This window comes from Streptomyces sp. NPDC031445, from assembly GCF_055581365.1.
The window spans coordinates 1-12,597 of record NZ_JBVIJO010000014.1 but is presented as its reverse complement, the minus strand read 5'-3'; the positions used below and the strand labels follow the sequence as shown (position 1 = coordinate 12,597).

Here is a 12,597-nt window from a genome sequence, read left to right as displayed (position 1 = left end):
GACTTCCATTGGCGAATCCAGCGGCAGGCAACGTGCCCTGCCAGCCGAAGGCTCGAACAGTGAGCTTCTTCGAGTAGGCCACCGATTGGGTGACGGTCCGCGAAGCGCAACGACCGAGACCCCTGGGCAGTTGGTGGCGATGTCTGACGTCTCAACCACGCTGCTCGGGGGCCTCGTTGGTCATCCATCCTGCCGCACTTGACCTGTCCCATGCGCTCGTGGAGTGGGTCACCAGGCTCATCGTCACCCGTGAGGGTGACCGGCGCTGCAAGCTCCGCCCGTCCCAACGCGCGATGGTGGCACTGGTGTACCTGCGCGAGCACACCACCCTGGCGAAGATCGCCGCCGGGTTCGGCATCAGCGAGTCCACCGCCCACGCCTACACCAGCGCGGTCGTCCGTCTCCTCGCCGAACGCGACCCAGGCCTGCTGAAAGTCCTGCGCGAGCACGGTCCGGACTTCGTCCTCGTGGACGGCACGCTCGCCGAGTGTGACCGGGTCGGCGACTCACGGGCCGACTACTCCCACAAGCACCGCCGGCACGGGGTGATCGTGCAGGTGGTCGCCGTTCCGGACGGCCGGCTGCTGTGGCTCTCGCCCGCACTGCCGGGCCGCTGCCATGACCTGACGGCCGCCCGCACCCACCGGATCATCCGCATCTGCGAGCGCCAGGGCGTCCCCGTCCTGGCCGATCTCGCCTACCAGGGTGGCGGCCCCTGGCTGACCACGGGCATCAAACGCAGGCCCCTGCAGGAACTCACCCCCGCCGAGAAGACCGTCAACCGGGCCCTGGACGCGGCACGGGCACCGGTCGAACGCGGCGTCGCCCGCTTGAAATCCTGGCGGATCTTCCGCAGGTCCCGATGCAGTCCGAACCGCATGACGTCAATTGCCAAAGCCATCCTCACCCTGGAGCGTCAAGGACGAAGAAGCTCAGTAAGCCGCCAGAGGCGTAATGGCGTCACAGCGGGTAGGCGAATACAGGTAAGAGCTACTGCACGTGAACAAAAGCCAAGGGAAACCGCACGGGATTCTCCATGACTACCACGCTCAGTAAACAGATCCCGGAGGAGCAGAAGCCGAGGGTGCCCTGGCGCTACGGCGCTGCTTGGGGCACCAGGAGTGCGCACATCGCCGACGCCCGCCACGCAGTGCGTCAGCTGCTGGCACGGGCTGGACATCATCCGCGCGCGCGGCCCAGCCAGGACGCCCAGCTTGTCGTCAGCGAACTGGTCACCAACGCCGTCCGTCACGCACCCGGCCCGGGTGAACTCACACTCGAAGTCACTCCGGATGCCGCCCAGTTGCGGATCAGCGTCCGTGACAGCTCCCCGCTTCCGCCCCGCCTCCAGGTGTCCGACGCCGGCCGCATCGGCGGACACGGCCTGCACCTGGTCACCCGGCTCTGCGAACAGGTGTGCACCGTCGCCCTGGACACCGGCAAACGAGTCGTCGCGCACCTGTCCTTGCAGCAACCTGCCAGCTGACCCTCGCGCAAGCGCACACCGACAGCGCACACCGAGAGCGGCTGACATCTCCTGCCGGGCCAGCGTCAGGCCGAGGGGTGGGGATCAAGGAGGAGGCGGGCGGTAACCCATTTCCCGGCCCCCTCGGGCAGAACGGTGAGGTCGGCCGCAACGGCCTTCACGATTTCCAGACCGTGCTGGCCCACCCGGTAGGGGTCCGCCTGCCGAGCCGACGGAATCTCGGGGTGACTGTCCCACACCTCCACCTCCACCGCCTCATCCGCCAGACGCAGTCGCAGCCGGATGGGGCCGGGTGCGTGCTTGCAGGCGTTGGTGACCAGCTCGCTGACCACGAGCTGCGCCAAGCCAACGAGGTGCCCCGTCACCTTCGTTGGACGGCTGGCGGCTGCGCCCCCGGTGAAGAAGGCGGCAGTTCGGTGACGCGCCTCGGCGATGCAGGAGCCGTCTCCCGACAGCGCGACGGTCTCCTCGACCGCCGTTGAGTTCGGTCCGTGGCAACACTCACGTTCCGGGTCCGCGCCCATCAGTCCTGTCACTCCCGCCGCGCTCGCGTACGCCGTTCTTCCCGGGCGGGTACCGCGCACGGGCAACATATACCTGTGGGTGGCAGGGCCATCCGGGTGCAGTACCAGTACCATGCGCGAGCAGATCCACATCGAGGAAGTGCTGGGTTCGGCGGCACCGACACTTGCTGAGGGACTGTGGCGGACAACCGTTCTGCAGGAAATGCGCGTCTGTCGATCAACATGACCTATACCAGTGGCGTCCGGGTGGTCACGGCGTGCGGCGAGATCGATCTCGACAGTGCTCCGCAGCTGCTGAATGCCCTGATCGCTGATGACGCTGCCGCCCAGGTGACGGTGGTGGATCTCAGCGGCGTCACCTTCATGGACTCCAGCGGCATCAACGCTCTCATCGCCGCCCATCACACCGCGCGGCGCCACGGCGGCAGGCTGCGACTCGCTGCACCGAGCCCCGCCGTCTCCCGGACTCTCGACATCGTCGGCCTCACCGAGGTCATCCCCTGCCACCCAAGCTTGCGCGACGCACTTGCCGCCTGACCCCCGCCGGCCGGACGAACTGAGCATGGCTGATGCCCGCCACAGCCATGGCGGGCATCAAGAGGGGTACCGCTGATAGGCTCAGCCGGTCGTGAGCATGCCTTCGCGCAACCGTGCCAGGCACCGGGACAGCAGTCGCGAGACGTGCATCTGCGAGACACCCAGACGTTCGCCGATCTGGGCCTGGGTGAGCTCCTCCACGAACCGCATGTGAATGAGCTGCCGGTCGCGCTCGTCGAGCTCGGCGATCATGGGTGCGAGGGCATGGAAGTCCTCCACCAGCTCCAGAGCGGTGTCCTCGGTCCCGATGAAGTCCTGAAGCGCAGCCTCGCCGTCCTCGCTCCCGTTGAGCGTGGCGTCCAGGGAGGAGGAGTTGTAACCGTTGGAGGCCAAGCGGGCCTCGCGGACCTCGTCCTCGGACAGGCTCATCAGCTCCGCCAGCTCCTTGACCGTCGGGGTGCGACCCAGCCGGCTGCGCAGCTCCTCCGTGGCCCGGGCGAGCTGGACGCGGGCCTCCTGAAGGCGGCGGGGCACGTGCACGGCCCAGGTGGTGTCACGGAAGAACCGCTTGATCTCGCCGACGACGTAGGGGATGGCGAAGGAGGTGAACTCCACCTCGCGGGACAGCTCGAACCGGTCGATCGCCTTGATCAGGCCGATCATGCCGACCTGGACGATGTCCTCCATCTCCTCCGGTCCACGGCTGCGGAACCGTCCGGCCGCGTAGCGGACCAGGGACATGTTCATCTCGATCAGTGTGTTACGGGCGTAGCTGTACTCCGCGGTGCCCTCTTCCAGCACCGCCAGCTGCTGGAAGAAGAGTTTGGAGAGCTCGCGAGCGTCCTTGGGCGCCACCTGGGAAGGATCGGCGACCTCCGGCAACTCGGCCGTCCGGGTGTGCGTTGCCAGCGTGCTGGGCGCCATGCTGATACCCTCCCACGATCGATCTCACAGCTGCTGCCTGCCGAAACGGCCGACGACAGCGCGCATACCCCGCGATCCTGCACCCATGCCTGCTCCCTGAGCGAACGGTGGATCGGACGAGAGCGGACACACCACGACGGTGCTGCTGGCCCTCGGCTACCCCGACCCGGAGAAGGTGTACACCACTCCGATCTCGCGATTCGACGCCGACCAGCTGTTCACCTTCATCTAAACCGGGAAACGAAAACCCGCCACATATACACGGCAAGGGATGATTTACATGAAGGCCATTGTGGTCACCGACCAGACTGCGGGAACGGCCGGAATGACGCTGACAGAGCGACCGGAGCCAGTGGCAGCGATCAACGACGTCATCGTTGAGATCCGGGCTTCGTTCCCACCGAGATGGAGTGGTCCTCGACCTGGGCCGATCGCGCCGGCCGGGACAAGACACCGTCGATCCCCGGCCACGAGCTGGCCGGAGTGGTCACCGCCCTCGGCTACGGCACGACGGGGCTGTCGGTCGGGCAGCGGGTGTTCGGCCTCTCCGACTGGCACCGCGACGGCACCCTGGCGGAGTACGTGGCGATCGAGGCACGCAACCTCGCACCGCTGCCCGGCGACGTCGACTTCACGGTAGGCGCGTCCCTGCCCGTCTCGGGTCTGACCGCCTGGCAGGGGCTGTTCCAGCACGACCGCCTCCAGGCCGGCCAGACCGTCCTCGCTCATGGCGCGGCGGGGGCAGTCGGGACGATGGTGACCCAGCTCGCACGTGAGGCCGGCGCCTACGTCATCGGCACCGGACGGGCCGCCGACCGCGAGAAGGCGCTCGACTTCGGAGCGCACGAATTCGTCGACCTCGAGAACGACACGCTGAAGGACGTCGGCGGCGTTGACCTGGTCCTCGACGTCATCGGTGGCGACGTCCAGAAGCAGTCCGCTGCTCTGATCAGGGCCGGAGGAACACTGGTGTCCGTCGTCGGCCCGGTCGAGGCACGGCCCATCGACGGCCTGGCCGTCGACTTCGTCGTCGAAGCCGACCGCGCGCAGCTGGGCAAGATCGTTCAGCGGGTGCGGGACGGACGGCTGCGGACCAACATCGGTGATGTCGCGAGCCTCGACGATGCCGTCGACGCCCTCAACCCGACCACGCGACGCCGCGGGAAGACAGTCATCCGCAGTCTCCCGTAGGCAGCAGACAGCCACGGCCCGGCCGGCAGGCCATGGCCCCGATCTATGCCATGGCCTTCGGCCACCGACCGGCGCAAGAACCCGGACCGACACACGCGCCCGGCTCGCCGACGGAGGAGTTGATCACCTTGGACGGACAGGAACTGCAGAAGATCGCGCGTGACCACACCGCGCAACTGCCAGGCACCAGCCAGGAGCGTCGTTTCGACCCCGACTGGGAGCTGCACAAGGTGGGCGGCAAGGTCTTCATGCTCATGACCGACATGCCGGGACGGCCCGTCGTGATCCTGAAAGCCGATCCGGACGACGCCACGGCCCTGCGTGAGCAGTACGCAGACATCACCCCCGGCTACCACATGAACAAAAAACACTGGATCACAGTGGAGGGCGGAGACGCCATCGACGACGAGCTGGTCAAGGAACTCGTGACCGGCTCCTACCATCTCGTGGTCGACGGCCTCCCCAAGTCCAAGCAACCCGTAAATCCCCACACCTACAACCGCCGCGCCTGACGCGGCGTCGCACCAGTCTGGAGCCCCCCATGCGCGTGTTCGTCACCGGCGCCAGCGGCAGCATCGGCTCAGTTGTCGTTCCCGAGCTCATCACCGCCGGTCACGAGGTCCTCGGCCTCGTCCGCTCCGATGCCGCGGCTGCGGCCGTCACCGCCGCCGGCGGGACGCCGCTCCGCGGCGACCTCACCGACCTCGACAGCCTCCGCGCCGGCGCCGCGCAGGCGGACGGTGTCATCAACCTGGCCTTCAGCAACGACTGGAACAACTTGGAACAGGGCATCGACGAGGAAGCACGCGCCGTGCAGACCCTCGCCGCCGCACTCGCAGGCAGTGGCAAGCCGTTCGTGCATGCCGGCCTCACCCCGATGATGCCGGGCCACACTTCCACCGAGGAGGACCCCGACACCACCGACGGTCCGGTCGGTGGCCGCGGCCGCACCTCCGGCGCGGTGCTGGCCCTGGCCGACCAGGGCGTCCGGTGCTCTGTCGTGCGGCTGCCCCGCTCCGTGCACCAGTACGGCACGACATACGGCTTCTGCTCGGTGCTCATCGCCGCCGCGCAGAAAGCGGGCGTGTCAGCGTACGTCGGCGACGGCGGGCAGCGATGGCCGGCGGTCAACCGGCTTGACGCCGCCCGGCTGTTCCGCATCGCACTCGAGGACGCTGCGCCGGGCACGGTCCTGCACGCGGTAGCCGATGAGGGCGACACCATGAGGTCGCTGGCCGAAGCTATCGGCGGCGCTCTCGGCGTGCCGGTCGAGTCGGTGCCGCCCGAGCGTTTCGGTGTCATCGGCCGCGTGTTCGCCCTCGACATGCCGTCGTCGAGTGCACCGACCCGGGAGCGGTTCGGCTGGGAGCCCGTCCACCCGAGCCTGATCGACGACCTCGCTGCCGGCGACTATCCCGCCCTCGGCTGAAATCCTCGCTGATGCCGCCGGGACCGGGCAGGGTGAGTGACTGCTGACCTCCCGCGTAGGCAGATCGGGCGCACTCGCCCTGTCCGCGCTCCCGCACGAGGTCACCCGCCGCGCCCCAGGTTTCCACTCCTGGCAGGACCCGCACTGGCTCGTGGCGGATGTCGGTTACGGCCGCAGCGTCTCCTTCCGGCTCGCGTTGGAAGAACGCGGCTGGTCCTATGTCGTGGCTGTCGACCCGAAGGAGATCGCACGGCCTGCCGACGCCCAGCCGTATCAACCCTCATATGGCGGGCTGGGACCGCCGACCCTGCCTCGCTACCGCGAGGCGCCCCGGCCGCTGCCAGGCCTGGTTGAAGAGGCCGCGGTGTTCGAGGAGGTCACGTGGCGGCAGGGCAGCAGGGGCACGATGACCTCGCGTTTCGCCGTGCTTCAGGTGCGGCCGTCGGGCAAGGAAGCCAGCCGCACGGCCCAGGAACGGGCAGGCGGACGCGGCCGGTGGGACGGCGTGCTGCCGCTGCGGACCCTGCTGGTCGAGCAGCCTGAAGAAGCCGACGGGCCGACTGGTTACTGGATGACCAACCTGCCGGCGGCCACCCCGATCGCCGACCTGGTGCGGTGGGCGAAGATGCGCTGGCGGATCGAGCACGACTACCGCGAGCTCAAGCACGACCTGGGCCTGGACCACTTCGAAGGCCGCACCTGGCGCGGCTGGCACTACCACGTCACTCTCGTCACCGCCGCCCAGGCCTTCCTCACCCTGCGGCGGCTCGACCCAAAGGCCCCCATGCCGGCCTGACCCTCTACCAGATCCTGGACGCCCTCCAGGACCTGCCGAGGTGCTGGACCGGCACCTGCACCACCTGCGGCCGACCCCTCATCACCAACAGAACCAGACCCAGAACCTAACGAAGCACTACTCGGACTTCTCCGGCCGATCATGTGACTTCCGATCAGTCCGCCCGTCATCGGCCGCCTATTGGTGCACCCACTCCGGCGTCTCGAGCGACGTCAAGTACATCTACGGACTCAGCACCATTGAGGCGGAGGAGAACGCCCTGGGTGAGACGCTCGGCACCTGCGCGGTGGCGGACGTGCCCGGTCTCATTCCTCCGGCAGGGTGGGCCGTGTACGGAGTGTCTACATCAGCCCTGTGGCTGCTCCTGTCGTAAAGTCACATCCGGATCCCTATACGGAAGCTGGTGGGACTACGAGCAGCGACGAGGACGCGGGAACGGAGGCACGCGAGACGGATCCGCGGTCGTCCGCCGTCTCGTTCGTGACCACCGAGCATTTCACCCTTCAGGGAGCAAGGGCCGAGGCAGTCACCGAATCAACCGGCCGGGCAACGATCTTCATCGGTGCGGTGTCGGCCGGAATGGTCGCCCTCGGGCTGGTCGTCTCAGCGACCAAAATCAGCACCGCGTTTTACGCCTTCGGCCTGATCTTGCTTTCGACGCTTGCCTTTGTCGGCTTCGTCACCTTCGACCGGGTTCTCCAATCCGGGATCGAGGATCTTCAGTACGCGCAACGGATCGCGCGGCTCCGTGCTTACTACTTCGATTTCGCGCCCGAGTTGACCCGTTACCTGGCCAGCGTCCGGCCCTCGCGGCGGCTGGCCATGCACGGCTTGCACGGCGGATACGCCCAGGTCTTCCGGACGGTCGCCGGAATGATCGGCGTGGTCACCGCGGTCCTGACCGGTTCTGCGGCTGGCCTGCTGGGCACCATCGTCGCTGGTCACTCGGCGGTCGCCGGGTTCGTCACAGGCGTGGTGGTAGGCGTCGCCGCCCTGGTGGCACTTATGTGGTTTCAGTATGTGACCTGGGGGAAAGCCGGGCGCGAGCAGCTCTTCGAGGGCGAGCAAGAAGACCCGGAAGCGGGCGCGAGCGGGACCACCAACCCGCGCGGCCCGGACCAACCTCAGCATTACTGAGGTTTTCAGTACGGGGTCGGTGGGTTGATAGTCAGGCCGGTGGCGGTGAGGCAGCCGTCGATCAGCCGGGGCCGGAGCTGGGTTCTGCGTAACTCGCGGCGGAGTTTGCAGTCGAGGTCGTCGGGTGTGTCGATGCCACACCAGCTCCACGGCAGGCTCGTCACGCTCGAGCTCTGCGGGCAGGGGCCTGCCAGGACCAGCCGTGCCGTTTCAGCAGCCGCCACACCGTCGCCACCGACAGACTCGCCCGCAGCCGCCTGCGGATCACCGTCCGAACCCGGACCAAGGTCCAGCGTTGCTCATCGAAACCGTGAGCTGCCGGTCCCTTGCCGAGTTCCTCTTCCAACACGGCGAACTGGGCGTCGGTGACGGTCGGGGCGTTCGCCGGACCCGCCGAGCGCAGGGCCTCCTCCATGCCGCCCTCGCGCCAGGCACGGCGCCAGCGTTCCACCGACCGCACGCTCACCCGCAGGTCCTTCGCGGTCACAGCGGTCTTCTCACCCGCCGCGAACCGCTGCCCGGCGAGCCCGCGCCCGTCCCGCCGTGCTCGTGCGCTTTCGCCCGCGCCGGGGCATCGTGTTCCCCGCCCGCTCGTGCACGGCCCGCCGCACTGTGCCGGCTGCTGATTCGGGCCTGCGTCCGCTGTCCCGTTCCCGTCCGTCCGGCCGCCACAGCAAGGCTGCGCAGCAGGCCCTCGCGGACCTCGCGGACGGCGACACCGGGAACGCCGTGAACATGGCCAAGCTCGCCGGCTGGCCGCAGGCCGTATGGTTCACCGAGGGCACGCCCGAGGAGGTGCGCGGCAAGGTCGGTGAGCTCGTCCGCCGTGCGCGCGCCGTGGGCCGGGCCCCGGTCCTGGTCGCCTACAACGTCCCGGGCCGGGACTGCACGCAGTACTCCGGTGACGGAGCCGCATCCTCCGCCGCCTACCGGCAATGGATCGATGCCTTCGCCGCGGGCATCGGCACCAGCAAGGCGGTGGTCGTCGTCGAACCCGACGGCACGGCCCTCCTCCCCAGGGACTGCGGACCCACCACCGACCCGACGGGCGAACTCACCGCCGCCCGCACCGCCGACCTCGCCTACGCCGTGAAGACCCTGAAGGCCAGGCCGCGCACCGCGGTCTACCTGGACGCGGGGAACGTCCAATGGCGGCCCGTCGGTGAGATCGCCCAGCGGCTGCTGGACGCCGGGGTCCGCCGCAGTGACGGCTTCGCCCTGAACGTGTCCAACACCCACCCCACCGACCACAACACCAGATACGGCACCTGGATCTCCAAGTGCATGTGGTTCGCCACCGAAGGACCCGAGGAGGGGCGCGGCCACGCCGGGCGGTGCGCCGACCAGTACTACTCGGCGGCCGCCCCCAACGACGGCATCCCCGGCAACGCGGTCTCCTCCGCCGATCCCGCCACCTGGCGGTGGACCGACGCCTGGTATGACCAGAACGTGGGCACCCCGCCGGCCGACCGGTCGCAGCACTTCGTGATCGACACCAGCCGCAACGGTCTGGGTGCCTGGACCCCGGAGCCGGGCAAGTACACCGGGGACCCGGAGGCCTGGTGCAACGCACCCGGCCGCGGTCTCGGCCCGCGTCCCACCGCCGACACCGGCGTACCCCTCGTCGACGCCTACCTGTGGATCAAGATCCCCGGCGAGTCCGACGGCAGCTGCACGCGCAACACCGGCGGCGCCATCGACCCCGAGTACGGCATCGTCGAGAGGAAGGCACCGTCGGGCCTGGCCCCGAGCAGCTGGACTGGAGGGGTGACCGCTACGTTGCCGCCTGCCGGGGAATTCGTGCAGTCCGGACCGACCGGGCGCGTGGATCGAGTGCCACGACAACAGCTCCCCGACAGACGGCAATTGGCGGTTGCGGCGGCGTGGCTTCAGCACACCGCGACGCGGCACGGCGCCATCCGGACCCCGATGACCGGCCGGGTATGTGACTCAGTGCCGCACTCCTTCGCAGAGCGGACAGTTCACTCCCATCGGTCGCACACACCCGAAGACGACGGACGAGCCGGGAAGCCGTGGCGGGGGGGATGCCGGCTGTCTCCGCTCCTCGGGGAGTCACTCCCGGCAACCGCCGGAGTCGCGTGGGGACGCCTGGCATGATCAAACGGGTCAGTGCGATGTCAGGCAGGAGCCGCCGATGGATGAGACCCGCGCATTACCCGCCGCACGTGTATCCGCCTACGCGGCCGTAGGAGCACGGCTCGCATTGCTCAGCGACCGCCGGCTCGGCGATGCGGTGGCTGCCGCGCCGGCACTGGGCTCGGGCATCGGTGGGAGGCGGGGGGAGATGGAAGTCGCGGGGATACCTGTCTTCGTCAAGCGAATCCCCCTGACGGACATCGAGTTGCGGCCGGAGCACGTCCGCTCGACCGCCAACCTGTTCGGTCTCCCTCTCCACTACCAGTACGGGGTGGGGTCGGCAGGGTTCGGGGCCTGGCGCGAACTGGCCGCACACGTCATGACCACCGCGTGGGCACTGACGGGTGAATTCGCCGGTTTCCCGCTCATGTACCACTGGCGAGTTCTGCCGGACCAGCCTCCTGCCGACTTCGCCGATGAGTTCGGAGGCGTCGAGGAAGCCGTCGCGCAGTGGGAGGGATCACCCGCCGTACGTCGCCGGCTGGAAGCCATCGGCCAGTCGTCCGTCAGCCTGGTGCTCTTCCTCGAGCACGTGCCGCACACACTCGCGGCCTGGCTCAGCGTCACCGGTGAGGCGGCCGGCACGAAGCCCGGAGGCGACTCCTCCTATCTGTGGGTGGAAGACGCGCTGCTGGAGGGGACCGAGTTCATGAGTTCCCGTGGGCTGGTGCACTTCGACGCGCACTTCGCCAACCTGCTGACCGACGGCCGGCAGGTCTACTTCTCGGACTTCGGGCTCGCTCTCAGCCGCCACTTCGACCTCTCGGCTCAGGAAGCCGCCTTCCTCTGCGACCACCTCGTATACGACCGTTGCTACGCACCGTGGCACCTGCTGCGCCACCACCTGCCCGAGGCCGTGCGTGGCGACACGGAACTCGGGACTTTCCTGCGCCGGTGGATCGCAGGGCGCCGCCCCGACGGCGTGCCTCCCGGAATCACCGCGATCATTGATCGCCATGCCCAGCATGCCGTCGTCATGGACGACTTCGCCCATCGACTCGTTACGGAAAGCAAGCGCACTCCATTCCCCGCAGCCGAGGTTCGACGGGCACTGGCCGGCGCGTCAGCGCCGGAGTGAAGTGCGGGCCGAAGCCGTCCCACACGGGGGTGCGCGGACAGAACACCGGGCGAACAGGGTTCTCCAGGGGGCGGGCGAGGCTGCGTGCGCACGTCTTCGGCGGCCGGGCTGTGCCGGTTGCGTCTCCTGTCGCTGGACGGCCGGGACATCGTCGCGCTGTTCCTGGCGTGTGCAGCAAGTGCGGCAACGTACTGCCGGGTGGCGTCGGTGACCTGGTGCATGTGCGCGTACCGCACGAGGGTCGGGCCCGGCCGTTGCACGGGGGGCGGGTGTCGGTCACCGGCGCGTCCGGCGCCGTCGGCGCCATGGCCGTACGACTCGCGGCGCGCGCGGGCGCGGTGGTGGTCGGCGCGGTCGGGCGCCCCGCGAAGCTGCCGCAGGTACCCGGCGTCGCCAAGGCACTGCTCGCCTCCGACCTCTCCGAGGAGGCGATCGGTGGCAAGACCGACGTACTGATCGACACGGTCGACGGCACGATCCTGCGCAACGCCCTCACCCTGGTCCGTCCGCGGGGCAGGACCGCGCTCCTCGGCTACACGGCAGGGCGCGGGCTCACGCTGGACCCGGCGGACTTCTTCCTCGCCGACGTCCACCTTCTGCCGGCCGACATGATCTGCCGCGGCCGGGAGGCCGCCCCACCGGACTCACCGCTGCGGGGCGGCAGCGCCGACGACGGTCAGGCTCCCGGAAAAGTCCGACGCGGACCCTGTTGCTGATGCCTGTGGGCCCCCGTCGCGGACGGATATGTCGGCCCGGTGGAGCGGTGCTGATTCCGTCCCGTGCTGTACCTCTCACGGTCGGTTCAGGTCAGGCTGGCGCGGCCATGCCTGCCGTCAGGTCGATGGGTCCACCCCGCGGAGGCCCGGCATTCGCCGGCATCACGGAGCAGCACCTGCGCGACCTCGGTCTCGTCCACGGGCCGGTTCAGCGCCGCGCGGGAGGCGCATGCCCGTTCCGCTGCCTCGTGTCTGACCCCGGTCAGCTCGGCAATCCATGCGGAAGTCGCCGTCCATCGGGGCCCCGGACCGGTCGGGGCGACAGCGAGTCGACGGTGGTCTGCCCGGCCGGCGAGGCCACCGCCACCCAGCCGTCCGACGCGTACCTCCAGGGCAACCCGCCCTGCATCATGTGTGCCCACACCGGCCGGTGGGGAGAAGGCGGGGATGCCGACGCCGCCCCCGCGCGGGTTCGGTCGTTCAGACCAGCCCACGCCCGTCGAACCAGGCAGTCTCGCGTGAATGACCTGATCGATCGGTGCTGGTTGTTTCCGTCTCATGCGGACGGGGACCCGCACCGCGTGCCGTCGGAGTGCTGGGGTTGCGCCGGGCGGGCCGGCGG

The 12,597-nt window shown here is 69.0% G+C and carries 10 protein-coding genes and 5 pseudogenes; 11 read left to right on the top strand and 4 right to left on the bottom strand.

Features of this window, described 5'->3' with window-relative positions; genetic code table 11:
- Nucleotides 1-176: 176 nt before the first annotated feature.
- Nucleotides 177-920 (top strand): annotated as a pseudogene (locus ACZ5DC_RS31060) (transposase); the annotation flags it as partial.
- A gap of 116 nt (nt 921-1,036) precedes the next feature.
- Entirely contained in the window at nt 1,037-1,486 is a 450-nt protein-coding gene (locus ACZ5DC_RS31055; protein WP_468658172.1) for an ATP-binding protein, read from the top strand.
- 65 nt (nt 1,487-1,551) lie between these two features.
- On the opposite strand, the gene ACZ5DC_RS31050 is transcribed toward ACZ5DC_RS31055, so the two are convergent.
- On the bottom strand, nt 1,552-2,010 hold the full coding sequence (locus tag ACZ5DC_RS31050) for an ATP-binding protein (protein WP_468658170.1): 459 nt from the start codon (nt 2,008-2,010) through the stop codon (nt 1,552-1,554).
- Nucleotides 2,011-2,187: 177 nt separating this feature from the next.
- On the opposite strand from ACZ5DC_RS31050, the gene ACZ5DC_RS31045 reads away from it, so the two are divergent.
- A complete protein-coding gene (locus ACZ5DC_RS31045; protein WP_468658168.1) occupies nt 2,188-2,547 on the top strand; it encodes an STAS domain-containing protein in 360 nt (119 codons plus the stop codon).
- Between the two features lie 81 nt (nt 2,548-2,628).
- Here ACZ5DC_RS31045 and ACZ5DC_RS31040 read toward each other — a convergent pair whose 3' ends face one another.
- Nucleotides 2,629-3,471, bottom strand: coding sequence for an RNA polymerase sigma factor SigF (locus tag ACZ5DC_RS31040; protein WP_468658166.1), 843 nt, complete (start codon nt 3,469-3,471; stop codon nt 2,629-2,631).
- Between the two features lie 280 nt (nt 3,472-3,751).
- Here ACZ5DC_RS31040 and ACZ5DC_RS31035 point away from each other — a divergent pair.
- The 5 genes and pseudogenes from ACZ5DC_RS31035 (at nt 3,752) to ACZ5DC_RS31015 (ending at nt 8,024) form a co-directional block, all read left to right on the top strand.
- Nucleotides 3,752-4,662, top strand: a pseudogene (locus tag ACZ5DC_RS31035) (NADP-dependent oxidoreductase).
- A gap of 128 nt (nt 4,663-4,790) precedes the next feature.
- Nucleotides 4,791-5,174 (top strand): MmcQ/YjbR family DNA-binding protein, encoded by a 384-nt coding sequence (locus tag ACZ5DC_RS31030; protein WP_468658659.1) that lies wholly within the window; start codon nt 4,791-4,793, stop codon nt 5,172-5,174.
- A 29-nt stretch (nt 5,175-5,203) separates the two neighbouring features.
- On the top strand, nt 5,204-6,091 hold the full coding sequence (locus ACZ5DC_RS31025) for an SDR family oxidoreductase (RefSeq protein WP_468658164.1): 888 nt from the start codon (nt 5,204-5,206) through the stop codon (nt 6,089-6,091).
- A gap of 139 nt (nt 6,092-6,230) precedes the next feature.
- Nucleotides 6,231-6,887 (top strand): annotated as a pseudogene (locus tag ACZ5DC_RS31020) (IS701 family transposase); the annotation flags it as partial.
- A 480-nt stretch (nt 6,888-7,367) separates the two neighbouring features.
- Nucleotides 7,368-8,024: a hypothetical protein gene (locus ACZ5DC_RS31015; RefSeq protein WP_468658162.1), complete on the top strand. Its 657-nt coding sequence runs from the start codon at nt 7,368-7,370 to the stop codon at nt 8,022-8,024.
- A 128-nt stretch (nt 8,025-8,152) separates the two neighbouring features.
- On the opposite strand, the pseudogene ACZ5DC_RS31010 reads toward ACZ5DC_RS31015, so the two are convergent.
- Nucleotides 8,153-8,574 (bottom strand): annotated as a pseudogene (locus ACZ5DC_RS31010) (winged helix-turn-helix domain-containing protein); the annotation flags it as partial.
- 185 nt (nt 8,575-8,759) lie between these two features.
- Between ACZ5DC_RS31010 and ACZ5DC_RS31005 the strand changes: the two are divergent.
- From ACZ5DC_RS31005 to ACZ5DC_RS30995, 3 genes are all read left to right on the top strand, one after another.
- On the top strand, nt 8,760-10,142 hold the full coding sequence (locus ACZ5DC_RS31005) for a glycoside hydrolase family 6 protein (protein WP_468658160.1): 1,383 nt from the start codon (nt 8,760-8,762) through the stop codon (nt 10,140-10,142).
- Between the two features lie 37 nt (nt 10,143-10,179).
- Entirely contained in the window at nt 10,180-11,259 is a 1,080-nt protein-coding gene (locus ACZ5DC_RS31000; RefSeq protein ID WP_468658158.1) for a protein kinase family protein, read from the top strand.
- 269 nt (nt 11,260-11,528) lie between these two features.
- Entirely contained in the window at nt 11,529-11,975 is a 447-nt protein-coding gene (locus ACZ5DC_RS30995) for a zinc-binding dehydrogenase (protein ID WP_468658156.1), read from the top strand.
- 337 nt (nt 11,976-12,312) lie between these two features.
- Here the strand turns inward: ACZ5DC_RS30995 and ACZ5DC_RS30990 are convergent.
- A pseudogene (locus tag ACZ5DC_RS30990) lies at nt 12,313-12,442 on the bottom strand (succinyl-CoA--3-ketoacid-CoA transferase); the annotation flags it as partial.
- Between the last annotated feature and the right edge of the window lie 155 nt (nt 12,443-12,597).